Genomic DNA, 24,449 nt, shown 5'->3' with positions numbered 1-24,449 from the left:
TACGGTTAGCGTTCAGCCATGGCGGCGAGCACCATCTGGCAGTTGTGTTTGCTGTAGGCGGTGAGGGTTTCGCGCACTTGTAGGGGGTCGCGGGCAATTACTGCCTGCAACAGACCGCCGAAGGCATTGAGAAACTGGCTCATCTCGCTTTTGCGTTTTTCCAGGGCCAGGTGGTAGGTGCGGCTCATGGCCGGCAGCAGATTTTCCAGGGTTTCTTGCAAGTACGGGTTGTTGGCGAACGGGAACGCCGCGCGCATCACATCGAAACTGCTCTGCACAAAGCTGTCGATATCGCCTTGTTCAGCGCAGGCCATCAGGCGCTGCTGAATCTCTACGAAGGGCTGCAAATCGGCTTCGGTTTTCCAGCGTTCGGCCACGGCAAAGCCGAGCAGAATGTACAGCTCGACGACCAGCGTATAGAGGCTTTTGACGTTGTGCGGGGTCAGTTCGCTGACGTGGGCACCGCGGCGCGGCAGGATGGTGATGAGATGGCGGCGCTCGAGAATCAGCAACGCCTCACGCACCGAACCCCGGCTGACGTTGAGCGCCAGGGTGACTTTCTGTTCTTGAATCCGCTCACGTTCTTTCAATTCCCCACGAATGATGCGCTCGGCCAGGTGGTGCGCGATCTGTTCTGCGAGGCTGTCAGGAGCTTTGAACGTCATGGCTGTCCTTCAAGAGGGATAGTGGGCAAGCGTAGCGAGCGAAGGGTAGGCAAGGCAAAAAGCTGGTGAAAAAGCGCAGTTGGCTGTAGCCAATGAGCATTTTCACCGACTTTTTAACGCTGCCTAACCGAGCGCAGTAGCTTGCCAAACGGGCGCGAGTGTAACACAGCGTGTTACCCGGCAAAGGTAACGGCGTAGCGGCTTGCCGTCCAAAAGGTTGGGTGGGCAATGGCCTTTGGGCAAGGCGATTGTCCTACAATTTCAACGGTCGACTCCCCTTCAAAAAATAACGGTCGACTCCCCTTCAAAAAATAATGGAGCTCACCATGTTTGCGTACCTGCCTTCCTCCTGGATGATCGCCCTGAAAAAAGCCGGCTACTGGATCTGGCTGATTCCCGTACTGGGCGTGCCCATGAGTTTTCACTGGTCACTCGGCAGCGCCCACGCCGATGCCTGGGCCTATCTGGTAGTCACCATCGTATTTGGCGTGATCCCGATTCTGGATGCCATTGTCGGCCGCGACCCGGCCAACCCTGACGAAGTGGCCGATGTGCCGAAGATGGATAAACAGGGCTACTACCGCCTGCTCAGCCTGGCCACCGTGCCGTTTCTGCTGGGCATGCTGGTGTGGGCCGGCTGGGCCTTTGTGCACTACGAGGCGTGGAGCTGGGTGGGGCGCCTGGGGTGGGTGCTGTCGGTGGGCACCGTGACCGGCGCCATCGGCATTACCGTGGCTCACGAATTTATCCACAAAGACCCGCAGCTTGAACAAAACGCCGGCGGCCTGTTGTTGGCGGCGGTGTGTTATGCCGGCTTCAAGGTGGAGCATGTGCGGGGCCACCATGTGCATGTGTCCACGCCGGAAGACGCCTCGTCATCGCGCTACGGCCAGAGCCTCTACGCGTTTTTGCCACACGCCTATAAGCACAACTTTCTCAATGCCTGGGCGCTGGAAAAAGAGCGTCTGCAACGGCGCGGCTTGCCGGCGCTGCATTGGCGTAATGAGTTGATCTGGTGGTACGCCATCAGCGCCGGCTTTTTGCTCGGCTTTACCCTGGCGTTCGGTTGGATGGGCGCGCTGTTTTTCCTTGGCCAATCGTTTGTGGCGCTGACGCTGCTGGAGATCGTCAACTACGTGGAGCACTACGGCCTGCACCGCCGCAAGCAGGACAACGGCCGCTATGAACGCACCAACCCCAGCCATTCGTGGAACAGCAATTTTCTGCTGACCAATCTATTTCTGTTCCACCTGCAACGGCATTCCGACCACCATGCCTACGCCAAGCGGCGCTATCAGGTGCTGAGGCATTTTGACGACAGTCCGCAGTTGCCCAATGGCTATGCCGGGATGATTGTACTGGCACTGTTTCCGCCGCTATGGCGCAAGGTGATGGACCCGAAGGTGCGGGCTTATTACGCGGGGGAAGAGCATCAGCTCAGTGAATCGCAGTTGGCGTGACAGATTCACATGCTTTGCTCCCCTCGCCCACTTGTGGGAGAGGGGCCGGAGGTGAGGGCCAGCAGCAACAAAAATCTCGGATCAAGAGCCCCTCACCCTAGCCCTCTCCCGTAAACGGGAGAGGGGACTAACCGCGCGCGGTTTAACTTTGGTCGCGATGTTTTCGAAGGCGCCACCGTCGTCCCAGCGCAGGCTGGGACCCAGACTTTTGGAACGTACACCGTCACCTGCAAAATTCTGGATCCCGGCCTGCGCTGGAATGACGTGTCTTCTGGCACTCTACGGGCCTTACTTCCGGCACCCCGCAAACATATCCAGCCCCTTGTCGTACACCTTGGTATTCACCTGCAGCAGCCCCAGCATGGAGCTGAACAGGTTGTCCTGGCTTACTGGCTGTTCCCGCTGGGTGCGCAGGCAGTCAGCGTCCACCTGAAACTCCTGCTGATAGCTGTCGGAAAACCACGCCACCATCCCCACGTGTTTCTGTTGCTCGGGCGCCATCATGTACGGCGTACCGTGCAGGTACAGGTTGTACTCGCCGAGCGACTCGCCATGGTCGGACATATACAGCATTGCGCTGTCGACTTTGCTTTGGTTGGCGCGCAGCACGTCGATCAGGCTGGACAGCACATGGTCGGTATAAAGAATGGTGTTGTCATAGCCATTAACGATGCTGTCGCGCGAGCACTCGTTCAGGGCGTTGCTGGTGCACACCGGGGTGAATTGTTCGAAGGCTTTGGGATAGCGCTTGAAGTATTCGGGGCCGTGGCTGCCCATCTGGTGCAGCACCAGCACGGTGTCGTTTTTCAGGTTGTCGATAAAGCCTTGCAGGCCTTGCAACAGGATCTCGTCGTGGCACTCGCTGTTGGCGCACAGGGCCGGGTCTTTGAGGTTGCTGACGTCTTCGATATTCACCCGGTCGCAGGTGCCTTTGCAGCCTGACTGGTTGTCGCGCCACACCACATCCACACCGGCGCGCTTGATCACATCCAGCAGCCCTTCCTGGGAGTAGGCCTTGCTGGCGCTGTAGTTGGCGCGCCCCAAGTTTGAAAACATGCACGGCACCGACACGGCCGTTTCTGTGCCGCAGGAATGGGCGTTCGGGTAGGCAATCACGCCGGTCTCGGCCTTGAGTTTCGGCGTGGTATCACGCTCGTAGCCGAGGATGCCGAAGTTGTCGGCGCGGGCACTCTCCCCTACTACCAATACGGTCAGCGACTTGTGCCGGCGGCTCTGCCAGGCCCGCGCTTTCACGGCGTCTTCGCCGATGGTGCGAAACGGCTCCTTGCCGGTGGCGATCTGTTCGCGCAACAGGCTCAACGAAGCGCCCACATAGTTGCTTGGCACCACCATCAAGCGCAGTTCATGGTGGTTACGGAACAGCGACGACAAGCCTTGATAGTTAACCAACGCCACACCACCCAGCACCGCCACGCTGGCAATGGCTACCAGCAGCTTGGTCAACAGCTCGCGCGGCCAACGGCGGTAGGTGACCGGCATAAACCACACCAGCAGCGCCGGCAAAATGCCCAAAAACAGCACATACAGCGCCAGTTTGAGCGACAACAGGTCACGCACTTCGGTGGGGTTGGTCTGCGCGGCGTTGCGCAACATGCCCAGATCGATCATCACGCCGTACTCGTTCATAAAGTACGCGACACCCGCGCTCACCAGCAGCAGCACCACAAGCACCGGCTTGAGCACCCAGCGAAAGGCCAGCGCGGTCAGCACCAGATTGAACACCGCCAGCACCATCAGACCAAAGGCAACCCGCATCATCAGCCCCGCGCCGGTGCTGGGCGTAATGCTCACCAGGTGGCCCCAGAGCACCGGGTTACAGGCCAAAAGGAGAAACGCGCTGCCGATCAGTGTCAGCAGTTCCGGGCGTATCGCCTTTACTTTCAATATCGAATTCACGTTGCGGTTCCGCCCACAGGTTGATGGGGGCGGATGCTAGAAACGCAGCGGTCAAAAATTCGTTAAAAAAACCTGAATGTTTAGTTGGCCGCAAATCCCTCACAGCGCCGGAATACAGCGCCTTTCGCGGTTAAACGAAAAGCCGGATTGCTGGGCACGCGGATTGCTTGACTAAAGAGTCAAATATTTTATTGACCCAAAAGTCAGAATTCTCTAAATTCGGCAAACAGACTCAACGGCTGTGCACCCTTCTCCCGCGTGCGGGAGAGGGGCCGGGGGTGAGGGCAAGCCTTAACGCAACCCTCACCCCGCCCAAACGTCGCGTGCCATAAAAAACAAGAAAGTGCCTGGAGGTCGTCCTTGATCCAGTTTTTACTCAACCGTGAGCTGCGTACTGAGCAGCGTCTCGACCCGAACGTCACCGTGCTCAATTACCTGCGTGAGCACGTGGCCAAACCTGGCACCAAGGAAGGCTGCGCTTCCGGTGACTGCGGCGCCTGTACCGTTGTGGTGGGTGAACTGGACAACTCGTCCGGCACCCCGCGCATTCGCTACCGCACCCTCAACTCCTGCCTGACCTTCGTTTCCTCACTGCACGGCAAACAGCTGATCAGCGTTGAAGACTTGAAGCACCAGGGCCAACTGCACAGCGTTCAGCAAGCCATGGTCGATTGCCACGGCTCGCAGTGCGGCTTCTGCACTCCGGGCTTTGTGATGTCGCTCTTTGCGCTGCAAAAGAACAGCGACGGCTTCGACAAGGGCCAGACCATGGAAGCCCTGGCCGGCAACCTCTGCCGTTGCACCGGCTACCGCCCGATTATCGATGCCGCCGAGCAGGCTTGCTGCCAGAAGCAGCCGGACCAGTTCGACGCCGCCGAGGCTGAAACCATTGCCAAGCTGCAGGCCATCGCGCCGCAGGAAACCGCCGAACTCAACAGCGGCGACAAACGCTGCCTGCTGCCGCTGACCATCAGCGACCTGGCCGACCTCTACACCGCCAACCCGCAAGCGCGCTTGCTCGCCGGCGGCACCGACCTGGCGCTGGAAGTCACTCAGTTCCACCGCGAATTGCCGGTAATGATTTACGTCGGCCACGTGGAAGCAATGAAACGCGTCGAAATAACCGACGATGCCATCGAAATCGGCGCCGCCACCCCGCTGTCCGATTGCTACGGCGCGCTGGCCAAGGAATACCCGGACTTCGGCGACCTGCTGCACCGCTTCGCCTCGCTGCAGATCCGCAACCAGGGCACCCTGGGCGGCAATATCGGCAACGCCTCGCCCATCGGCGACGCCCCACCCCTGCTGATCGCCCTCGGCGCCCGTGTGGTGCTGCGCAAAGGCGGCCAGACCCGCAGCCTGCCGATCGAAGATTACTTCCTCGATTACAAGGTGACGGCCCGTCAGGAAGCCGAATTTATTGAAAAGGTGATCGTGCCGCGTCACCAGACCAACCAGGCGTTCCGCGCCTACAAGGTGTCCAAGCGTCTGGACGACGATATTTCCGCCGTATGCGCCGCCTTCAACATTGTGGTGGCCGATGGTGTGGTGCAAAGCGCCCGCGTGGCCTTCGGTGGCATGGCCGCCATCCCGAAACGCGCCGCTGCCTGTGAAGCCGTGCTGCAAGGCGCAGCCTGGTACCCGGATGTGATCGAACAGGCCTGCGAAGCCCTGGCCCAGGACTTCAGCCCGCTGAGCGACTTCCGCGCCAGCAAGGAATACCGCCTGCTCACCGCACAGAACCTGCTGCGTAAATTCTTCCTCGAGCTGCAAGCTCCAGACGTCGAAACACGGGTGACCGCTTATGTCTAACCACCACGCCCCGAAAAGCCAGGAAGAGCTGGCCGAATTGTTCCGCGCCGGCATCACCACTGGCGTTGGCAAGAGCGTCAAACACGAAAGTGCCGACAAGCATGTGTCCGGCGAAGCCGTGTACGTAGACGACCGCCTGGAATTCCCCAATCAGTTGCACGTGTATGCCCGCATGAGCGACCGCGCCCATGCCCGCGTTACCAAGATTGACGTGTCGCCCTGCTACGCCATTCCCGGCGTGGCCATCGCCATCACCCATAAAGACGTACCCGGCTTGCTGGATATCGGCGCCGTGGCGCCCGGCGACCCGTTGCTGGCCGACGGCCTGGTGCAGTACGTGGGCCAGGTAGTGATTGCGGTGGCTGCCGACACCCATGAAAACGCCCGCAAAGGCGCCATGGCGGCAATCATTGAATACGAAGACCTGGAGCCGGTGCTCGACGTGGTCGACGCGCTGCGTAAAAAACACTTTGTGCTCGACAGCCACCAGCACCGCATCGGTGATTCGGCCAGCAAACTGGCTACGGCGCCGCGCCGCCTGCAAGGCTCGTTGCATATCGGCGGCCAGGAGCACTTCTACCTGGAAACCCAGATTTCCTCAGTAATGCCCACCGAAGACGGCGGCATGATCGTGTACACCTCCACCCAGAACGCCACCGAAGTGCAAAAACTGGTGGCCGAAGTGCTGGGCGTGCCGATGCATAAAATCGTTATCGACATGCGCCGCATGGGCGGCGGTTTCGGCGGCAAGGAAACCCAGGCGGCCAGCCCGGCGTGCCTGTGCGCGGTGATCGCGCACCTGACCAAACGCCCGACCAAAATGCGCCTGCCGCGCGTTGAAGACATGCAGATGACCGGCAAGCGTCACCCGTTCTACGTCGAGTACGACGTGGGCTTTGACGACGACGGCTTGCTGCACGGCATCGAGATCGAGCTGGCCGGTAACTGCGGCTACTCGCCGGACCTGTCGAACTCCATCGTCGACCGCGCCATGTTCCACTCCGACAATGCCTACTTCCTCGGCAACGCGACCGTGAATGGCCATCGCTGCAAGACCAACACCGCGTCGAACACCGCCTACCGTGGCTTCGGTGGCCCGCAGGGCATGGTTGCAATCGAGCAGATCATGGACCACATCGCCCGTGACCTGGGCAAAGATCCGCTGCAGGTGCGCAAGCTCAACTATTACGGCAAGACCGAACGCAACGTCACCCACTACCACCAGACCGTCGAGCACAACGTTATCCACGAGATGACCGCCGAACTTGAGGCCAGCAGCGACTACGCCAAGCGTCGTGAAGAGATTGCCGAATTCAACAAGAAGAGCCCGGTGCTGAAAAAAGGCCTGGCCCTGACCCCGGTTAAATTCGGTATCAGCTTTACCGCCAGCTTCCTCAACCAGGCCGGCGCGCTGATTCATATTTACACCGACGGCAGCATTCACCTTAACCACGGCGGCACCGAGATGGGCCAGGGCCTGAACACCAAGGTGGCGCAGATTGTCGCCGAGGTGCTGCAGGTGGATATCGCCCGTATCCAGATCACCGCCACCAACACCGACAAGGTGCCGAACACCTCGCCGACTGCGGCTTCCAGTGGCGCCGACCTCAACGGCATGGCGGCCAAGAATGCGGCCGAAACCATCAAGGCGCGCCTGGTGGACTTCCTTACCCGCGAATACCGCGTCACCCCAGAAGACGTGGAATTCAGCAACGGCCAGGTGCGTGTGCGGGACCAGTACCTGTCGTTTGAAGAGATGATTCAGAAGGCCTACTTCGGCCAGATCTCGCTGTCGGCCACCGGCTTCTACCGCACGCCGAAAATCTTCTACGACCGCAGCAAAGCCGCGGGCCGTCCGTTCTACTACTTCGCCTATGGCGCAGCCTGCATCGAAGTGATCGTCGACACCCTGACCGGCGAATACAAATTCCTGCGTGGCGACATCCTCCACGACGTGGGCAACTCGCTGAACCCGGCCATCGATATCGGTCAGGTGGAAGGTGCGTTCGTGCAAGGCATGGGCTGGCTGACCATGGAAGAGTTGGTGTGGAACGCCAAGGGCAAGCTAATGACCAACGGCCCGGCCAGCTACAAGATTCCGGCCATCGCCGACATGCCACTCGATCTGCGGGTAAAACTGGTGGAAAACCGCAAGAACCCGGAAGACACCGTGTTCCACTCCAAGGCCGTGGGCGAGCCGCCGTTTATGCTCGGCATCGCCGCCTGGTGCGCGATCAAGGACGCCGTCGCCAGCCTGGCTGACTACCGCGTACAACCTCTGATCGACGCCCCGGCCACACCGGAGCGCGTGCTCTGGGGTGTGGAGCAGATGAAGAAAGTAATGAAGGCGCAGAAGGCCGAAATCACCGCGACAGAACCTGCTTAACGCAAAACCCTGTGTAGGAGCGAGCTTGCTCGCGAAGCTTTAGATCTTTCGCGAGCAAGCTCGCTCCTACAGGTAATACGATTGCCCCAACAAACGGTGAACAACAATGACAACACACACCGAACAGACAACAACACCAGCCGCACAAAAGAGCCCTGATGCTCTGCCGCGTCTGGTCCTGCTGGAACAGCCCGCTGCGCCATCGAAAGCCGATGACGATTGGCGCCTGTCCCGTTCCGCCAAACCGCTTCGCACCTGGAGGCTGAGCAAATGAGTTGGATCAGCGCCCTCGCCGACTTGCAGCAACAGGGCCAGCCCTGCGTGCTGGTGACCATCATCGAAGAACTGGGCTCCACCCCACGTAATGCCGGTTCGAAAATGGTCGTCACCGCTGACCGCATTTTTGAAACCGTAGGTGGCGGCCATCTGGAATTCAAAGCGATGGAGCTGGCCCGCGAGATGCTCGCCAGCCGCACCCAGGACACCCGCCTGGAGCGCTTCAGCCTCGGCGCCAGCCTAGGCCAATGTTGCGGCGGCGCCACGGTGCTGCTGTTCGAACCCATGGGCCAACCGCAGGCGCATATCGCCGTGTTTGGCGCCGGCCATGTCGGCCGTGCATTGGTGCCGTTACTGGCCAGCCTGCCCTGCAAGGTGCGCTGGATCGATTCGCGGGAAAACGAATTTCCCGAGCACATTCCCCACGGCGCCACCAAGGTGGTGAACGAGGAAGTGGTGGATGAGGTAGAAAACATGCCGCCGGGCAGTTACTACATCGTCATGACCCACAACCACCAGTTGGACCTGGAACTGACCGCCGCCATTCTCAAGCGCAACGATTTCGCCTACTACGGCCTGATCGGTTCGCAGACCAAGCGTGTGAAGTTCGAACACCGCCTGCGTGATCGCGGTTTTAGCCCCGAGCTCATGCAGAAAATGCGCTGCCCCATGGGTATCGCCGAAGTCAAAGGCAAGCTGCCGGTGGAGATCGCCATCTCCATTGCCGGTGAAGTGATCGCCACCTACAACGCCAATTTTGGCCAGGGCGAAAAGAGCGGCGAAAGCGTCGCCAAGCTCATGCCCGCCTCGCGCCGCGCCAAGGCGTGAGGCGCCCTACCGCATACCAATAAATACGTACCACGAGACTGCCCATGACTAGCCACGTAAAAGCCTACCGCGCCGCCATCTTGCACAGCATTGCCGACCCCGCCCTGGTGGGCGACGCGCAGTCCTATGAGTATTTCGAAGATGGCGTGCTGGTGGTCGACAATGGCCAGGTGGCCAAAATCGGCCACGCCAAGGACCTGCTGCCAACCCTCAAGGGCGTGGACGTCACTGAATACCGCGACGCGCTGATTACCCCAGGCTTTATCGACACCCATATCCACTACCCGCAAACCGGCATGATTGCCGCCTATGGCGAGCAACTGCTGGACTGGCTGAACACCTACACCTTCCCCACCGAAAAGCAGTTCGCCGACCCGGCTCACGCCGCGGATGTGGCCAACATTTTCCTCAAGGAATTGCTGCGTAACGGCACCACCACCGCGCTGGTATTTGCCAGCGTGCACAAGCAGTCGGTAGACGCTTTCTTCGAGGCCAGCCAGGCACTGAACCTGCGCATGATCGCCGGCAAGGTGATGATGGATCGCAACGCCCCGGACTACCTCACCGACACCGCGCAATCAAGCTACGACGACAGCAAGGAACTGATCGAACGCTGGCATGGCAAGGCACGTCTGCACTATGCCGTTACCCCGCGCTTTGCCCCGACCAGTACCCCGGAGCAACTGACTGCCGCTGGCAAACTGCTCGCCGAATACGACGACCTGTATATGCACACCCACCTCTCGGAAAACCTCGACGAGATTGCCTGGGTCAAGTCGCTGTTCCCCGAGCAGAAGGGTTACCTGGATGTCTACGACCACTTCCAACTGCTGAGCGAGCGCTCAATGTTCGCCCACGGCGTGCACCTGTGCGACGAGGAATGCCAGCGCCTGGCCGAAACCGGTTCGGCGGTCTCGCACTGCCCCACTTCCAACCTGTTCCTGGGCAGCGGCCTGTTCAACCTCAAGCAGGCCGAGCAGTTCGGCGTGAATGTGGGCCTGGGTACCGACGTGGGTGCCGGCACCAGTTTCTCCATGCTGCAAACGCTGAACGAGGCGTACAAGGTGCAGCAGTTGCAGCGCAATAAATTGAGCCCGTTCAAATCGTTGTATCTGGCGACCCTGGGCGGTGCACAGGCTCTCCGTCTGGACGACAGGATTGGCAGCTTTGCCAGCGGCAACGACGCTGACTTTATCGTGCTCGACTACCACGCCACACCGCTGCTGTCGTACCGCTTGCAGCAAGCCAAGAACCTGGAAGAAAAGTTGTTTGTGCTGATGACAATTGGCGATGATCGGGCGGTGCAAGAGACCTTTGCGGCCGGCCAGAGCGTACACAAACGCTAAGCCGTACCTCGACGTAGGGTGTGCTGTGCGCACCGCTGCGTATCAGCACGTATCGCTGGTGCGCGGAGCACACCCTACGCAGAGCAAAAAAAACCGCCCTATCGAGGGCGGTTTTTTATTGGCCGAAGAAACTAGCGCGGCGCCGCAGTACGCGGTGCTTTTTTCTTGGTTTGCAGCAGGTGCGAGAACACCGCGTGCAAATCGTCCGAGGCGCTGTCCTCGTCCAGGTTGAGCTTGCTGTCGATGTGGTCCATGTGATGCATCATCAGGCTCACAGCCTTCACCGCATCGCGCGCTTCGATGGCGTCGATCAACTGGTTGTGTTCATCGTACGAGCAGTGCGAGCGGCTGCCGCTTTCGTACTGGGCGATGATCAACGAGGTCTGGGATACCAGGCTGCGCTGGAAGCTGATCAGCGGGGCGTTTTTCGCCGCCTCGGCCAGCTTGAGGTGGAACTCACCGGAAAGCCGAATACCGGCACCGCGGTCGCCACGGGAAAAGCTGGTTTGCTCATCGGCCACCATCTGCCGCAGTTCGGCCAGTTGCTCGGCGGTGGCGTGTTCCACCGCCAGCTCGGTGATGGCGCGCTCGACCATGCGGCGGGCGTAGAAAATCTGCCGGGCGTCTTCAACGCTGGGGCTGGCCACCACCGCGCCACGGTTGGGGCGCAGCAGCACCACGCTTTCGTGGGCCAGACGCGACAAGGCGCGACGAATGATGGTGCGGCTGACGCCGAAGATCTCGCCCAGCGCTTCTTCGCTCAGCTTGGTGCCGGGCGCCAGGCGTTGTTCAAGAATGGCATCGAAGATGTGCGCGTAAACCACGTCATCCTGCGTGCCGCTGTGGCTGGCTTTACCAGCACGCGGTTGCTTCTTTAGGGGCTGCAATTGTTCGTTCATTCGGGCTCGCGTCAGAAGTTCTGCGGTCATGCGCGACTCTACTGCGTTTCCCCCCAGTGCTGGCAAGCCTTTGGCGGGAAAATAGAGGGTAAAAATACCCGCGCATTGTACACAATCGAAGCGGCAGCTCCTAACCCACCCAATTTGTCGGCCGAGGCCTCGCTGTATGGTCGCGCCCCCTCCCCTACAAATTTTTTAGTTTTTTCCGGCGTAACCAGACAAAAACACCGACGTTTTTGCATGTAAAGGCGCCGTCTCAGCCGCATAACCAGACCGAATCATTGCCACTTGGTTGCTTAGCTAAAAAACGAAAATCATCTATCTATTTGTTTTTAAACATATTTACTAAATAACGGAAACAAAACTGTCGCATACAATTTGCTTATCGAACGCCAAACAATCGATAAGAGCAATTTGCGCAACAGTTAAAACATTAATTGCTTTTTTTGTATACAAACGCATAATCGCGCTCGTGTGACTTCCTGACCAAAGAGTCAACAAACCACCAGCAAGCGCACCACGCAAGCCACCTACCTCAGAGCCCTGCCACCTTACTTATAGGAACGCAGGACTCGGTGACCAAAATAAGAGAATTGAGGAGTACCCGCTGTGGAAAGCACAAAACAAGAACAACTCTACGCCGCGACGCCTGCGCGCACCGGCCTGCTGGAACGGCTGTTCAAGCTGAGCCTGCACGGCACCACCGTCAAAACCGAGCTCGCCGCCGGCCTGACCACCTTTATCACCATGGCGTACATCATCTTCGTTAACCCCAACATCATGGCCGACGCCGGCATCGATCACGGTGCGGCCTTCGTCGCCACCTGCATCGCCGCTGCCTTCGGTTGCTTCCTGATGGGGCTCTACGCCAACTGGCCGGTTGGCCTTGCACCGGGCATGGGCTTGAACGCGTTCTTTACCTACACCGTGGTTGGCACCATGGGTTACAGCTGGCAGATCGCGCTGGGGGCGGTATTCCTCTCCGGCATTCTGTTTATGATTCTCACCTTCTCGCGCATCCGTGAGTGGCTGCTCAACAGCATCCCGGCGAGCCTGCGCTTTGCCATGGGTGCCGGGGTGGGTCTGTTTCTTGGCCTTATCGGCTTGAAAACCGCCGGCATCGTAGTCGCAAGCCCGGCCACCCTGATCAAGATGGGCGACCTCACCGCCGCTGGCCCGCTGCTGGCAGCCATCTGCTTCTTGATGATTGCCGTGCTGGAATACCACCGCGTATTCGGCGGCATTCTGATCAGCATCCTCACCGTTACCTTGATTGGCTGGGGTTTGGGTGAAGTGCAATTCGGCGGCATCTTCTCGATGCCACCGAGCCTGGCGCCTACCTGGCTTGCCATGGATATTTCCGGCGCGCTGAACGTCGGCATGATCAGCGTGGTGCTGGCATTCCTGTTTGTGCATATGTTCGACACCGCCGGCACCTTGATGGGCGTTGCCCAGCGTGCCGGGCTGGTGGACGACAACGGCCACATCGAAAACCTCAGCAAGGCCATGAAGGCTGACAGTACCTCCAGCGCCTTCGGTGCCCTGGTTGGCTGCCCGCCCGTGACCAGCTACGTGGAAAGCGCCGCTGGCGTGGCCTCCGGTGGCCGTACCGGGCTGACCGCCGTCACCGTTGGCGTGCTGTTTATCGCCGCGATGTTCTTCGCGCCGCTGGCCGGCATGATTCCGGCCTACGCCACCGCCGGCGCGCTGATTTATGTAGCGATGCTAATGATGAGCGGCATGGCGCACATCGACTGGGAAGACCACACCAACACCATCCCGGCGATTATTACCGTGGTGATGATGCCGCTGACCTTCTCGGTCACTGATGGTCTGGCCATGGGTTTCATCACCTTCGTGGTGCTGAAACTGGCCACCGGTAAACACAAGGAAATCACCCCCAGCCTGTATGTGCTGTCGATTATTTGCGCGGCTAAATTCGCCTTCTTGTAATCTTTGCACCACTGGTCACACGCAATAAAAAGCCCCGACGTTCGAGCGTCGGGGCTTTGCTGCATTTAAAGAGAGACGTTATGAACCTGGAAACTTGGCTGCTGTTTAGCAGCGCCGCGCTGATCGTAATTCTGATCCCCGGCCCGTTGTCATTGCTGATGGTCAGCAACAGCTTGAACTACGGCCTGCGCCGCTCGGCCCCGGCTTTTCTCGGCGGCGTCAGCGCTTCAATCTGTTTGCTCAGCGCTTCGGCACTGGGCCTGGGCGCCCTGCTGCTGGCTTCGGAAAAGCTGTTCAGCGTGTTGAAAGTGGTTGGCGCGCTGTACCTGTTCTACCTCGCCTACCAGGCTTGGCAAGACTCCCGCCAGGCAGCTAAACCGGCGAAAGCCGACGAGGCACCACTGACCTCGCCCAGCCGGCGCAGCATGTTTCTCAAAGCCTTCGGCCTGGGCGCCAGCAACCCGAAAGACATTCTGTTTTTCGCCGCGTTTTTGCCGCAGTTCATCAGCGCCGACGCGCCGATGCTCAACCAACTGGCCGTGATGATCGCCACCTGGGCGGTTCTGGACCTGGGCTGCAAGCTGTTCTACGGCTTGAGTGCCCGCGGCGCGGCAACGTTTCTGCGCTCGGGCAAGGGCCAGGTGTGGTTTAACCGCATCAGCGCTGCGCTGTTTGCCGGAGCCGGCACGGCGTCGCTGTTGAGTCGGTAAAAGAAGAGCATTTCGAGGGAGAGGCGTAGGGCGAATATCGCCAAAGGCGATATCCGCCGTCACGATCGCAGCGGCGGATATCCGCGATGCGGATATTCGCCCTACGAGGTATTAGCTGCCGCGGTACGTCGAATAGCTATACGGCGAAATCAGCAACGGCACATGGTAGTGATCCTGCCCGGCATCAATGCCAAAGCGCAGCACTACCACATCCAGAAACGCCGGTTCCGGCAGTTGCACACCACGGGCGCGGTAGTAGTCGCCAGCGTGGAAGTGCAGTTGGTAAACGCCGGAGGCGTAGTCTTCACCTTGCAGCACCGGCGCGTCGCAACGGCCGTCATCATTGGTGTGCAGGGTGTTGATCAGTACCACGCTCGATCCTTCTACGCGGTACAACTCAACCTTGATATTGCTACCTGGGCAGCCGTGCGCGGCGTCCAGTACGTGGGTGGTTAAACGTCCCATCGGTTTCGGGCAACTGCGCCGAACGCAGTCGCCACGCCTCCTCTATGCAGTTGAATTCGGAGCGCCAGGCCAGCGTCTTCGCCGGGGCGCGGTCGGAGCATAGCACGGCCAAATTGTCTTTCGAGACATTCCACAGAAACATTGTACACAATCACCGAGAACAATTTCCCCCAGGGTTTCTCGCCCACTCGCGGCGCGCCATTTGCGCCAATGCACCACAATGGCACGCCATGCAGCCAAGGGCGGGCGTTGAGCTACGCTTGATGGTATGGAGCAAATGGAAAAATTGGTGAAATTTACCATTTACAAAACACCTATCACTTTGTATACAATCACTCCATCACGGTTGCCCACCGCCCACCCGGCATTTGCAGCGACCGCACCCATTCACAAGAAGGAATACCTGCAGTGAGCGCTGACTACCCTCGCGACCTGATCGGTTACGGCAACGACATCCCCCATCCGCACTGGCCGGGCAATGCCCGTATCGCCATCTCCTTTGTGCTCAATTACGAGGAAGGCGGCGAGCGTAACGTGTTGCACGGCGACAAAGAGTCGGAGGCCTTTCTCTCGGAAATGGTCGCTGCTCAGCCGCTGCAAGGCGCGCGCAACATGAGCATGGAGTCGTTGTACGAATACGGCAGCCGCGCCGGCGTCTGGCGCATTCTCAAGCTGTTCGAAAAGACCGGTATTCCGCTCACCATCTTCGCCGTGGCCATGGCCGCCCAGCGCCACCCCGACCTGATCCGCGCCATGGCCGCTGCCGGCCACGAGATCTGCAGCCACGGCTACCGCTGGATCGACTACCAATATATGGACGAGGCCCAGGAGCGCGAGCACATGCTCGAAGCCATCCGCATCCTCACCGAAATCACCGGCGAACGCCCACTGGGCTGGTACACCGGCCGCACCGGCCCCAATACCCGGCGCCTGGTGATGGAGGAAGGCGGCTTCCTCTACGACTCCGATACCTACGACGACGACCTGCCCTACTGGGAACCGAACAACCCGACCGGCAAAGCGCACCTGGTGATCCCGTACACCCTGGACACCAACGACATGCGCTTCACCCAGGTGCAGGGTTTCAACAGCGGTGACGACTTCTTCAACTACCTGAAAGACGCCTTTGACGTGCTGTACGCCGAAGGTGGCGAGGCGCCGAAAATGTTGTCCATCGGCCTGCACTGCCGCCTGATCGGCCGCCCGGCACGCCTAGCGTCGTTGCAACGTTTTATTGAATACGTACAGGGCTTCGAGCAGGTGTGGTTCGCCCGCCGCGTCGACATCGCCAAGCACTGGCACGCCACTCACCCCTTCAGCCAAGAGAGCGCGAAATGAGCCGCTTCCAGACCCTGACCCCTTCCACGTTGAGCCGCGATGCGTTCGTTGCCGCCTTCGCCGATATCTACGAGCATTCCCCCTGGGTCGCCGAAAAGGCTTTTGACCTGGGCCTGGACGGCAGCGTCGACGATATCGAAGGCCTGCACAGCCGCATGGCCGACATTCTGCTGAGCGCCGACCACGCCGCTCAACTGGCCCTGATCAACGCTCACCCGGACCTCGCCGGCAAAGCGGCGGTCCGTGGCGAACTCACGCAAGCCAGCACCTCGGAGCAATCCGGTGCCGGCATCCACGAATGCACGGCTGAAGAGTTCCAACGCTTCACCGAGCTGAACGACGCCTACAAAGCGAAGTTCGCGTTTCCCTTCATCATGGCGGTCAAGGGCAGCAATCGGCACCAGATTCTCGCGGCATTTGAGGAGCGTATTCATAACTCCAAGGAAGCAGAGTTCACGCGGGCGCTGGCCGAAATCAACAAGATCGCGCTGTTCCGTTTGCAGACCTTATAAGGCCTGCAACTCCTGACACCGCCACCTCTCCCCGCCCCACTTAAGGCAGACAACCAATGAAAGCTTACGCCGTACCCTTCGAGAAATACGTCAACCTCGCCGACGCCCGCCTGGGCACCAAAGCCATCTCGGTTACCGATGACTGGTTCGCCGACGTCAACCGTCTGTTCCAACCCACCCCGGCGGTGTGGAAAGAAGGCGTGTTCGATGACAACGGCAAGTGGATGGATGGTTGGGAATCGCGCCGCAAGCGTTTCGAAGGCTACGACAGCGCCGTGATCAAACTGGGCGTGCCCGGCTCGATCAAGGGCGTGGATATCGACACCAGCTTCTTCACCGGTAACTTCCCGCCGTCGGCGTCCCTGGAAGGCTGCTTTGTCGCCGAAGGCGACCCGAGCGACAGCACCGAGTGGACCGAAGTACTGGGCGCCGTGGAACTCAAAGGCGACAGCCACCACTACCACGAAATCGCCACCAGCCAGGCGTTCACGCACCTGCGCTTCAACATTTACCCGGACGGCGGCGTTGCCCGTCTGCGCGTGTACGGCATTCCGTTCCGCGACTGGTCCAACGTGGGCGACAACGAACAGGTCGACCTGGCCAGCGCCCTCAACGGCGGCCGCGCTCTGGCGTGCTCGGATGAGCACTTCGGCCGTATGAGCAACATCCTCAACCCAGGCCGTGGCATCAACATGGGCGATGGCTGGGAAACCGCCCGCCGCCGTACCCCAGGCAACGACTGGGTGATCGTCGCCCTCGGCCATCCCGGCGAGATCGAGCGCATCGTGGTCGACACCCTGCACTTCAAAGGCAACTACCCGGACAGCTGCTCCATCCAGGGAGCCTTCGTAAAAGGCGGCACCGACAGCCAGATCGAAACCCAGAGCCTGTTCTGGCGCGAACTGCTGCCAAGCCAGAAGCTGCAGATGCACGCCGAGCACGAGTTCGCCGAGCAGATCAAAGCACTGGGCCCGATCACCCACATTCGTTTGAACGTGTTCCCGGATGGTGGCGTGAGCCGGTTGCGCTTGTTTGGCAAGGTTGCCAAATAACACCCGGTCGGTCCCCTCTCCCTCTGGGAGAGGGTTAGGGTGAGGGGCTTGCAGGGCACAACACATCGTTTGGCCCGGCCCTCACCCCCAGCCCCTCTCCCGCACGCGGGAGAGGGGAGCCTAAAAGCCTTAATCACGAATAATGTAGAAACCAACATGCGCACACTGATCATCGAACCGCTGACCAAAGAAGCCTTCGCCCCCTTCGGCGATGTGATTGAAACCGAAGGCAGCGACTACTTCATGATCAACAACGGCTCCACCCGCCGTTACCACAAGTTGGCAACGGTCGAGACCGCGCAGCCGGACGACAAGGCGATCATCAGCATTTTCAGCGCTGAAAAGCTGGCGTATCCCTTGACCATCCGCATGTTGGAGCGCCATCCGCAGGGCAGCCAGGCGTTTATACCGCTGCTCGGCAACCCCTTTCTGATCGTGGTCGCGCCACTTGGCGATGCACCTGAATCAGAGTTGGCCCGTGCGTTTGTCAGCAATGGCAAGCAGGGCATTAATTACCATCGCGGCGTTTGGCACCACCCGGTGCTGACGATCGAAAAGCGGGATGACTTCCTGGTGGTTGATCGCAGTGGTTCAGGCAACAACTGCGATGAGCATTTTTTTACCGAGGATGAACAACTTCTCCTCAACCCCCACCAATAAGAGAAGCCCGGGCGTTGGCGTGCCGAGCCTGGGAAAGAGGTAAAGACTGTGGAAGCACATTTGATTGAATGGGCGAACCTGGCGGTACGCTGGGTTCACATGATCGTCGGCATCGCCTGGATCGGTGCCTCGTTCTACTTCGTCTGGCTGGAAAACAACCTCAACCGGGTAAACCCGCGCGACGGTCTGGCGGGTGACCTGTGGGCGATCCACGGTGGCGGTATCTACCACCTGGAAAAATACAAACTCGCGCCGCCGAAAATGCCGGATAACCTGCACTGGTTCAAATGGGAAGCCTATTGGACCTGGATGTCGGGCGTTACCCTGCTGCTGATCGTGTACTACCTCAACCCTTCGCTGTACCTGATCATGCCCGGCAGCGACCTGAGCCCGGCAGCGGCCATCGCCATCGGCGTCGGCTCCTTGGTCAGCGGCTGGTTTATCTACAACTTCCTCTGCGACTCGCCGCTGGGCAAACAACCGGCCCTGCTCGGCCTGGTGCTGTTCGCCTTGCTGGTAGCTGCAGCGTACGGCCTGAGCCAGGTGTTCAGCGGGCGCGGTGCGTATATCCATGTGGGCGCCATCATCGGCACCATCATGGTCGGTAACGTGTTCAACACGATCATGCCGGCCCAGCGCGCGCTGGTAAAAGCCATCGAAGAAAACCGCACGCCAGACCCGGCCCTGCCGGCCAAAGGCCTGCTGCGTTCGCGCCACAACAACTACTTCACCTTGCCGGTGCTGTTCATCATGATCAGCAACCACTTCCCGAGCACCTACGGCAGCCACTACAACTGGCTGATCCTGTCGGGCATCGCGGTACTGGCAGTGATCGTGCGTCACTACTTCAACACCCGCCACACCAGCAACAGCTTCAGCTGGGCGCTGCCGGCCGGCGCGCTGGGCATGATCTGCCTGGCGTTCGTGACCGGCCCGAGCCTGACAACCGTCACCGGCGCCAGCGATGCGCAAGCAGCGAAAACCATCGAGTACCAACCGCTGCCCGCGAGCGCCATTGGTGGCAAGACAGCCAAGCAAGCGGCAGAAGACGCGGCCAAGCAACCGGCCCCAGCCGAGCAACCGGTTGCCCAGGCCACTGCGCCAGCGGCCGGAGCGCCGGGCTTTGACAAGGTGCATGAAGTGATTCAGGTGCGTTGCGCGGTATGCCATTCGGCCAAGCCCACCAACAGCATGTTCAGCGCGGCACCGGCCGGGGTGATGTTTGATACGCCGGCGCAGATTCAGCAGATGGCGCCGCGTATTCAGGCCCAGGCTGTGGCGACCCAGGCCATGCCGCTGGGTAACCTGACCCAGATGACACCGCAAGAGCGGGAGTTGATCGGGGCGTGGATTGCCAAGGGTGCGCAGGTGAATTAAGCCACCCTCCGTAAACAAAAAACCGCGCCTTGTGCGCGGTTTTTTTTGTTTTGGTTTGGGCTTGCCCTCAGCCCCGGCCCCTCTCCCGCACGCGGGAGAGGGGAGCCAATCACCGTCTAGCCCCCTCTCCCTCTGGGAGAGGGCTGGGGTGAGGGGCCGTCGACTTACAACACGTTGGGCTCAATCTCCAACTCAACCCCGAACTTCGCCACCACATCCGCCTGAATCCGTTTGGCCAACGCCAATAATTCGCTGCCGGTAGCGCCGCCGTAATTGACCAACACCAGCGCCTGCAACTTATGCACGCCAGCATCACCCTCACGAAAGCCCTTCCACCCTGCCCGCTCGATCAGCCAGCCAGCGGCCAGTTTCACCTGGCCATCGGCCTGGGGATACGCCACCACATCGGCATGCGCGGCGCGCACTTTTGCAGCCAATTCGGCACTCACCACCGGGTTCTTGAAAAAACTACCGGCATTGCCGAGTACCGCCGGGTCTGGCAGTTTTTCCGCGCGAATGGAGCAGATGGCGCGGCTCACATCGCTGGCCGTCGGGCGGTCGATGCCCTGCTCGGTCAGGCGTTGGCGCACCGGCCCGTATTCCAGATGCAACGTTTGCTGGCGGCTCAATACAAAGCGCACGCGCAGAATCAGCCAACGCCCGGCCTGCTGTTTGAACAGGCTGTCGCGGTAGGCGAAGTTGCAGTCGGCCAGGCCGAACTCGCGCAGCTCGCCGGTTTGGCGGTCCAGTGCTGTCAAGCTGTGAAAGACGTCCTTGATCTCGACGCCATAGGCACCGATGTTCTGCATCGGCGCAGCGCCCACGGTGCCGGGAATCAGGCTGAGGTTTTCCAGACCGGCGAACCCTTGGGCCAACGTCCATTGCACAAATGGGTGCCACGGCTCGCCGGCCTCGGCTTCGATCAGCACCTGCTCGCCGTCTTCAACCAGGCGAATACCGCGGCTGGCCATACGCAGCACCAGCGCCCGGACGTCACCGGTGAGCAACAGGTTGCTGCCGCCACCCATCACCAGCAGTGGCAGTTGCCGCTCTTGAGCCAGTTGCAGGGCAGCGCGCACTTCGGCGTCGTTATGGGCTTGGGCAAACAGCGCCGCGTTTACGTCGACACCAAAGCTGTTGAACGGCTTGAGCGAAACCTGCTCGGCCAGGTTCATAGGCGGCCCCGCACTTCATTGAGCAATTGCGCGCCGGCGTTTTCCAGCAGGTCCAGCACATGCTCGAAGCCATCGGCGCCGCCGTAGTACGGGTCGGGCACTTCGTCTTCATCGAGCTGATAGCGGCGCAGGTACAGGTCCAGCTCGGCGCGGCTGTTGGCTGGTTGCAAGGCTTTGAGGTCAGCGAAGTTACTGTGGTCCATCGCCAGAATCAGGTCGAACCGGTCGAAGTCGGCACGGCTGACCTGCCGACCGCGCAGGGCCGAAAGGTCGTAGCCACGCTGTAAGGCGGCAGCAGTGGCGCGGCTGTCAGCGGGTTTGCCCACATGCCAGGGGCCGGTGCCGGCGGAATCGACGTCCACCAGGCCATCAAGCCCGGCCTGGAGCAATTGCTGGCGGAATACGCCTTCGGCCGAGGGTGAGCGGCAGATATTGCCCAGGCACACAAACAGTACGCGCATCAGGCCCCCAGCAGGCGCCGCACGCGCTCCAGGTCTTCCTGGGTATCCACACCGGCTTGCGGCGCTTCCAGGGCGTCGGCCACATGAATGCGCTCACCGTGGAACAAGGCACGCAGCTGCTCCAGGCATTCAGTGTCTTCCAGCCAGCACGGGCCCCAGCTCACAAAGTTGTGCAGGAACTGCGCGCGGTAGGCGTAGATGCCGATATGGCGACGGTACGGCACACCGGCCGGCAGTTGCTCGCGGCTGGCGGCAAAGGCATCGCGGGCCCAGGGCAATGGCGCACGGCTGAAGGTCAGGGCCAGGCCGTTCTGGTCGGTGACGACCTTGACGACATTGGGGTTGAACAGCGCCGCAACCTCTTCGATCGGCTCGGCCAGGGTGGACATCGCCGCCTCGGAATGTGCAGCCAGGTTGGCGGCAACCTGGTCGATCACCGCCGGTGGAATCAACGGTTCATCGCCCTGCACGTTGACCACGATGGCATCGCCGGCCAAACCTAGGGCGCTGGCCACTTCGGCGAGGCGGTCGGTGCCGGAGTTGTGGTCGACGCGGGTCAGTACGACCTCGGCACCGAAGCCCTTGCAGGCCTCGACGATGCGCGCGTCATCGGTGGCAACCACCACACGCTGGGCGCTGCTTTTGCAGGCCTGTTCCCAGACGTGCTGGATCATCGGCTTGCCGCAGATGTCCTGCAGCGGTTTGCCCGGCAAGCGGGTGGAGGCGTAGCGGGCAGGAATAACGACGGTAAAGGCTGTGCTCATTTATTTGTCCAGGCGCTCATCGACATTCAGGCTGCGGGCTTCGGTTTCCAGCATCACCGGGATGCCTTCACGCACGGGAAAGGCCAGGGCGTCGGCTTTGCATACCAGCTCGGACTTGTCGTCGGCCAGTTTCAACGGGCCTTTGCACAGGGGGCAGGCGAGGATATCGAGCAGTTTCGGGTCCATTTCATAGTCCTAGAAAACAGTTGAATGGAGAGCGGTTCAGACGGTGGCCTGTAATGCGGCCAAACGCGCATCGAACCAGGTAAAAAATGCCGGTGAAGGCGCGGCATCAACGGCCAGGTACCACCAGTTTTCGGCGGCAAAGGCGCGGCACTTCACGGCGTCCTTCTCGGTCATTACCAGCGGCAATGCGGGGCTGAAGGTCAGCTGCGCGGCGTCGAACTGGGCATGGTCGGCAAAGGCATGGGGAATCGGGCGCCAGTGTAGCGCCTCGAGGGTGTTGAAGAAACGCTGCGGGTTGCCGATGCCGGCCACCGCGTGCAGGGTCTGGCCGGCGGGAAAATGGTCGAGACCCACGTGCTCGCCGGAGCGCAGATTGACCAGCGCTGCAGGCTGCAAGGTAAAACCGAAACCGTCCGGGCTGTCGCTGGCGGCGCCATTGAGCAGCACCGCATCCACGCTGTGCAGGCGCTCCACCGGCTCACGCAACGGCCCGGCGGGCAGGCAACGACGGTTGCCCAGACCTCGGGCGGCGTCGATCAGCACCAGTTCGATGTCGCGCGCCAGGCGGTAGTGCTGCATGCCGTCGTCGCACAGGATCAGGTCCAGCGGTTCGGCGGCAAGCAAGGCACGCACGGCGCGCGAGCGGTCGGGGTCGATCATCAACGGCACACCCGTGCGCTGCACAATAAGCAGCGGCTCATCACCGGCTTCGCTGGCCGACTGTTCGGCACGGACTCGCCATGGCAACTGCGGCGGCGTGGCGCCATAGCCGCGACTGACCACGCCGACCTTGAGGCCGCGCGCCTGGCAGTGCGCGATCAGGCTGAGGATCATCGGCGTCTTGCCGGTGCCGCCGACGGTGATATTGCCCACCACCACAACCGGCACCGGCGCGCGGTAGATATCGCCCTGCCCGGCCAGAAACCGCCGGCGCTTGCGCTGCACCACCGCGCGGTACAGGCACTCCAGCGGCCACAGCAGACGCAGGGCCGGATGGCCCTGGTACCAGGCGTTAAGCAGTTTTTCGGAAGCTGCCATCAGAGACAGACGATCAAGGCGCCGACGGCGCCTCGATGGTGGTGATGCGCAGGTGGCTAAAACCCAGCTTGCCGGCGGCGTCCATGGCGGTGACCACGGCCTGGTGAGTGGCCTTGCCATCGGCGTTGATGGTCAGCGGCAGGCTGTTGTCGCCCTCGGACTCACGCTGGATAGCGGCCATCAGGGTCGCCAGATCGCTCTTGGCCAGCACCTGATCGTTCAGCGAGTAGGTGCCGTCGGCGGCAATCGCCACCTCCAACTGTTTCAACTGCGTGGCTTCCGGCGGCGTTCCGCTGGCGGCTTCCGGCAGGTCGATTTTCAGCTGAGTGGGGCGGCTGAATGTGGTGGTGACGACAAAGAACAGCAGCAGCACGAAAATCACGTCGATCAGCGACGTCAGGTTCAGAAACACCTCGTCGCGGGCGACACTGTTGGCTCTGCGGCGGAATTTCACGGCTTGCTGTCCTCGACGAAATCGACTTCGCGATCACCCTGGGTCACTTCCACCAGCTTGATGGCTTCCTGCTCCATGGTGATGACGATTTCATCGACGCGGCGCAGCAGGTAGCGGTGGAAGAACACCGCCGGAATGGCGACGATCAGGCCGGCAGCAGTGGTCACCAGCGCCTTGCCGATACCACCAGCCAATTGCCCGGCGTTGGCCTGGCCGCTGTCCATAAAGCCGGAAAAGATTTCGATCATGCCGAACACGGTACCGAGCAAGCCCAGCAGTGGGGCCATGGCGGCGATGGTGCCCAGGGCATTGAGGTAGCGTTCCATCTCATGGATAACGCGGCTGGCCGACTCTTCGATGCACTCTTTCATGATCTCGCGACCATGCTTGGAATTGGTCAGGCCCGCGGCCAGGATTTGCCCCAGCGGCGAGTTATTGCGCAGTTCCTTGAGCTTGTCTTTGTTCAACTGCTTGTCTTTGATCATGCGCCATACCTGCCCAAGCAGATGAGGCGGTGCCACGCGGTTTACGCGCAGGGTCCACAGGCGTTCGGCAACGATGGCCACGGTAGCGATGGAACACAGAATGATCGGTAGCATCATCCAGCCACCTGCTTTGACTAGCTCCCACACGGTGTCGACTCTCCTGGTTATCCGTGGCCTGGTTGATCTGGCCTGACAAAAGTGGCGCCACTCTAGCATAGGGCCGGCGCCTC

23 protein-coding genes are annotated in these 24,449 nt (G+C 60.6%); 12 read left to right on the top strand and 11 right to left on the bottom strand.

Annotated features, from left to right (window positions below):
* Window positions 1-5: 5 nt before the first annotated feature.
* Complete coding sequence (locus PKE98_RS12840; protein ID WP_271195684.1) at window positions 6-665, bottom strand: GntR family transcriptional regulator; 660 nt, start codon at window positions 663-665, stop codon at window positions 6-8.
* Window positions 666-991: 326 nt separating this feature from the next.
* Here PKE98_RS12840 and PKE98_RS12835 point away from each other — a divergent pair, with 326 nt between their 5' ends.
* Window positions 992-2,125 carry an alkane 1-monooxygenase gene (locus PKE98_RS12835; RefSeq protein ID WP_271195683.1) on the top strand — a complete coding sequence of 378 codons (1,134 nt, stop codon included), beginning with the start codon at window positions 992-994 and terminating at the stop codon, window positions 2,123-2,125.
* A 288-nt stretch (window positions 2,126-2,413) separates the two neighbouring features.
* Here the strand turns inward: PKE98_RS12835 and PKE98_RS12830 are convergent, their stop codons facing one another.
* Complete coding sequence (locus tag PKE98_RS12830) at window positions 2,414-4,033, bottom strand: phosphoethanolamine transferase (protein WP_271195805.1); 1,620 nt, start codon at window positions 4,031-4,033, stop codon at window positions 2,414-2,416.
* 369 nt (window positions 4,034-4,402) lie between these two features.
* Here PKE98_RS12830 and xdhA point away from each other — a divergent pair, with 369 nt between their 5' ends.
* The 4 genes from xdhA to guaD all read left to right on the top strand — a co-directional run bounded on the left by xdhA (window position 4,403) and on the right by guaD (window position 10,690).
* Window positions 4,403-5,854 (top strand): xanthine dehydrogenase small subunit, encoded by a 1,452-nt coding sequence (gene xdhA, locus PKE98_RS12825; protein ID WP_271195682.1) that lies wholly within the window; start codon window positions 4,403-4,405, stop codon window positions 5,852-5,854.
* Window positions 5,847-8,240 (top strand): xanthine dehydrogenase molybdopterin binding subunit, encoded by a 2,394-nt coding sequence (gene xdhB, locus PKE98_RS12820; protein ID WP_271195681.1) that lies wholly within the window; start codon window positions 5,847-5,849, stop codon window positions 8,238-8,240. Before xdhA ends, xdhB begins: the two co-directional genes overlap by 8 nt.
* Before the next feature lie 270 nt (window positions 8,241-8,510).
* The gene (gene xdhC, locus PKE98_RS12815; RefSeq protein ID WP_271195680.1) at window positions 8,511-9,344 is read left to right on the top strand and encodes a xanthine dehydrogenase accessory protein XdhC; all 834 of its coding nucleotides are present in this window, start codon (window positions 8,511-8,513) and stop codon (window positions 9,342-9,344) included.
* A gap of 44 nt (window positions 9,345-9,388) precedes the next feature.
* Window positions 9,389-10,690, top strand: coding sequence for a guanine deaminase (gene guaD, locus PKE98_RS12810; RefSeq protein WP_271195678.1), 1,302 nt, complete (start codon window positions 9,389-9,391; stop codon window positions 10,688-10,690).
* A gap of 131 nt (window positions 10,691-10,821) precedes the next feature.
* On the opposite strand, the gene PKE98_RS12805 is transcribed toward guaD, so the two are convergent.
* Entirely contained in the window at window positions 10,822-11,589 is a 768-nt protein-coding gene (locus PKE98_RS12805; protein WP_271195804.1) for a GntR family transcriptional regulator, read from the bottom strand.
* Window positions 11,590-12,198: 609 nt separating this feature from the next.
* On the opposite strand from PKE98_RS12805, the gene PKE98_RS12800 reads away from it, so the two are divergent.
* The gene (locus PKE98_RS12800) at window positions 12,199-13,542 is read left to right on the top strand and encodes an NCS2 family permease (protein WP_271195677.1); all 1,344 of its coding nucleotides are present in this window, start codon (window positions 12,199-12,201) and stop codon (window positions 13,540-13,542) included.
* Between the two features lie 80 nt (window positions 13,543-13,622).
* Complete coding sequence (locus PKE98_RS12795) at window positions 13,623-14,252, top strand: LysE family translocator (RefSeq protein WP_271195676.1); 630 nt, start codon at window positions 13,623-13,625, stop codon at window positions 14,250-14,252.
* Window positions 14,253-14,363: 111 nt separating this feature from the next.
* On the opposite strand, the gene uraH is transcribed toward PKE98_RS12795, so the two are convergent.
* Complete coding sequence (uraH, locus tag PKE98_RS12790; protein ID WP_122451424.1) at window positions 14,364-14,717, bottom strand: hydroxyisourate hydrolase; 354 nt, start codon at window positions 14,715-14,717, stop codon at window positions 14,364-14,366.
* 408 nt (window positions 14,718-15,125) lie between these two features.
* On the opposite strand from uraH, the gene puuE reads away from it, so the two are divergent.
* From puuE to PKE98_RS12765, 5 genes are all read left to right on the top strand, one after another.
* On the top strand, window positions 15,126-16,055 hold the full coding sequence (gene puuE, locus PKE98_RS12785; RefSeq protein WP_271195675.1) for an allantoinase PuuE: 930 nt from the start codon (window positions 15,126-15,128) through the stop codon (window positions 16,053-16,055).
* A complete protein-coding gene (gene uraD, locus PKE98_RS12780) occupies window positions 16,052-16,567 on the top strand; it encodes a 2-oxo-4-hydroxy-4-carboxy-5-ureidoimidazoline decarboxylase (protein ID WP_271195674.1) in 516 nt (171 codons plus the stop codon). The genes puuE and uraD overlap by 4 nt, the downstream gene beginning before the upstream one ends.
* 56 nt (window positions 16,568-16,623) lie before the next feature.
* Window positions 16,624-17,619, top strand: coding sequence for an allantoicase (gene alc / locus PKE98_RS12775; protein ID WP_271195673.1), 996 nt, complete (start codon window positions 16,624-16,626; stop codon window positions 17,617-17,619).
* A gap of 156 nt (window positions 17,620-17,775) precedes the next feature.
* Window positions 17,776-18,279 (top strand): ureidoglycolate lyase, encoded by a 504-nt coding sequence (locus PKE98_RS12770; protein ID WP_271195672.1) that lies wholly within the window; start codon window positions 17,776-17,778, stop codon window positions 18,277-18,279.
* A 48-nt stretch (window positions 18,280-18,327) separates the two neighbouring features.
* Window positions 18,328-19,656, top strand: coding sequence for a urate hydroxylase PuuD (locus PKE98_RS12765; protein ID WP_271195671.1), 1,329 nt, complete (start codon window positions 18,328-18,330; stop codon window positions 19,654-19,656).
* A 164-nt stretch (window positions 19,657-19,820) separates the two neighbouring features.
* On the opposite strand, the gene murB is transcribed toward PKE98_RS12765, so the two are convergent.
* Genes murB through pocA form a run of 7 tightly spaced genes read right to left on the bottom strand, consistent with a single transcriptional unit; the run spans window position 19,821 to window position 24,366 of the window.
* Complete coding sequence (murB, locus tag PKE98_RS12760; RefSeq protein ID WP_271195670.1) at window positions 19,821-20,831, bottom strand: UDP-N-acetylmuramate dehydrogenase; 1,011 nt, start codon at window positions 20,829-20,831, stop codon at window positions 19,821-19,823.
* A complete protein-coding gene (locus PKE98_RS12755) occupies window positions 20,828-21,292 on the bottom strand; it encodes a low molecular weight protein-tyrosine-phosphatase (RefSeq protein WP_271195669.1) in 465 nt (154 codons plus the stop codon). Before PKE98_RS12755 ends, murB begins: the two co-directional genes overlap by 4 nt.
* Complete coding sequence (gene kdsB, locus PKE98_RS12750) at window positions 21,292-22,056, bottom strand: 3-deoxy-manno-octulosonate cytidylyltransferase (protein ID WP_271195668.1); 765 nt, start codon at window positions 22,054-22,056, stop codon at window positions 21,292-21,294. Before kdsB ends, PKE98_RS12755 begins: the two co-directional genes overlap by 1 nt.
* The gene (locus tag PKE98_RS12745; protein ID WP_108097092.1) at window positions 22,057-22,242 is read right to left on the bottom strand and encodes a Trm112 family protein; all 186 of its coding nucleotides are present in this window, start codon (window positions 22,240-22,242) and stop codon (window positions 22,057-22,059) included. It abuts the gene before it with no gap.
* Window positions 22,243-22,278: 36 nt separating this feature from the next.
* Window positions 22,279-23,280 carry a tetraacyldisaccharide 4'-kinase gene (gene lpxK, locus PKE98_RS12740; protein ID WP_271195667.1) on the bottom strand — a complete coding sequence of 334 codons (1,002 nt, stop codon included), beginning with the start codon at window positions 23,278-23,280 and terminating at the stop codon, window positions 22,279-22,281.
* 13 nt (window positions 23,281-23,293) lie between these two features.
* Window positions 23,294-23,734, bottom strand: coding sequence for a flagellar polar localization protein PocB (gene pocB, locus PKE98_RS12735; RefSeq protein WP_271195666.1), 441 nt, complete (start codon window positions 23,732-23,734; stop codon window positions 23,294-23,296).
* Window positions 23,731-24,366: a flagellar polar localization protein PocA gene (pocA, locus tag PKE98_RS12730; protein WP_271195665.1), complete on the bottom strand. Its 636-nt coding sequence runs from the start codon at window positions 24,364-24,366 to the stop codon at window positions 23,731-23,733. The genes pocB and pocA overlap by 4 nt, the downstream gene beginning before the upstream one ends.
* Window positions 24,367-24,449 lie beyond the last annotated feature (83 nt).

This window comes from Pseudomonas turukhanskensis, assembly GCF_027922365.1.
Lineage (GTDB): Bacteria > Pseudomonadota > Gammaproteobacteria > Pseudomonadales > Pseudomonadaceae > Aquipseudomonas > Aquipseudomonas turukhanskensis.
Note: the sequence above shows the minus strand (reverse complement) of the source record. Positions and strands in the feature narration are given on the sequence as shown.

What these genes read in the sequence shown, in the direction of transcription:
- PKE98_RS12840 (WP_271195684.1), bottom strand. Translation starts at nt 665, where the DNA reads ATGACGTTCAAAGCTCCTGACAGCCTCGCAGAACAGATCGCGCACCAC.
- PKE98_RS12835 (WP_271195683.1), top strand. Translation starts at nt 992, where the DNA reads ATGTTTGCGTACCTGCCTTCCTCCTGGATGATCGCCCTGAAAAAAGCC.
- xdhB (WP_271195681.1), top strand. Translation starts at nt 5,847, where the DNA reads ATGTCTAACCACCACGCCCCGAAAAGCCAGGAAGAGCTGGCCGAATTG.
- xdhC (WP_271195680.1), top strand. Translation starts at nt 8,511, where the DNA reads ATGAGTTGGATCAGCGCCCTCGCCGACTTGCAGCAACAGGGCCAGCCC.
- guaD (WP_271195678.1), top strand. Translation starts at nt 9,389, where the DNA reads ATGACTAGCCACGTAAAAGCCTACCGCGCCGCCATCTTGCACAGCATT.
- PKE98_RS12805 (WP_271195804.1), bottom strand. Translation starts at nt 11,589, where the DNA reads ATGAACGAACAATTGCAGCCCCTAAAGAAGCAACCGCGTGCTGGTAAA.
- PKE98_RS12795 (WP_271195676.1), top strand. Translation starts at nt 13,623, where the DNA reads ATGAACCTGGAAACTTGGCTGCTGTTTAGCAGCGCCGCGCTGATCGTA.
- uraH (WP_122451424.1), bottom strand. Translation starts at nt 14,717, where the DNA reads ATGGGACGTTTAACCACCCACGTACTGGACGCCGCGCACGGCTGCCCA.
- uraD (WP_271195674.1), top strand. Translation starts at nt 16,052, where the DNA reads ATGAGCCGCTTCCAGACCCTGACCCCTTCCACGTTGAGCCGCGATGCG.
- alc (WP_271195673.1), top strand. Translation starts at nt 16,624, where the DNA reads ATGAAAGCTTACGCCGTACCCTTCGAGAAATACGTCAACCTCGCCGAC.
- PKE98_RS12770 (WP_271195672.1), top strand. Translation starts at nt 17,776, where the DNA reads ATGCGCACACTGATCATCGAACCGCTGACCAAAGAAGCCTTCGCCCCC.
- murB (WP_271195670.1), bottom strand. Translation starts at nt 20,831, where the DNA reads ATGAACCTGGCCGAGCAGGTTTCGCTCAAGCCGTTCAACAGCTTTGGT.
- PKE98_RS12755 (WP_271195669.1), bottom strand. Translation starts at nt 21,292, where the DNA reads ATGCGCGTACTGTTTGTGTGCCTGGGCAATATCTGCCGCTCACCCTCG.
- kdsB (WP_271195668.1), bottom strand. Translation starts at nt 22,056, where the DNA reads ATGAGCACAGCCTTTACCGTCGTTATTCCTGCCCGCTACGCCTCCACC.
- PKE98_RS12745 (WP_108097092.1), bottom strand. Translation starts at nt 22,242, where the DNA reads ATGGACCCGAAACTGCTCGATATCCTCGCCTGCCCCCTGTGCAAAGGC.
- lpxK (WP_271195667.1), bottom strand. Translation starts at nt 23,280, where the DNA reads ATGGCAGCTTCCGAAAAACTGCTTAACGCCTGGTACCAGGGCCATCCG.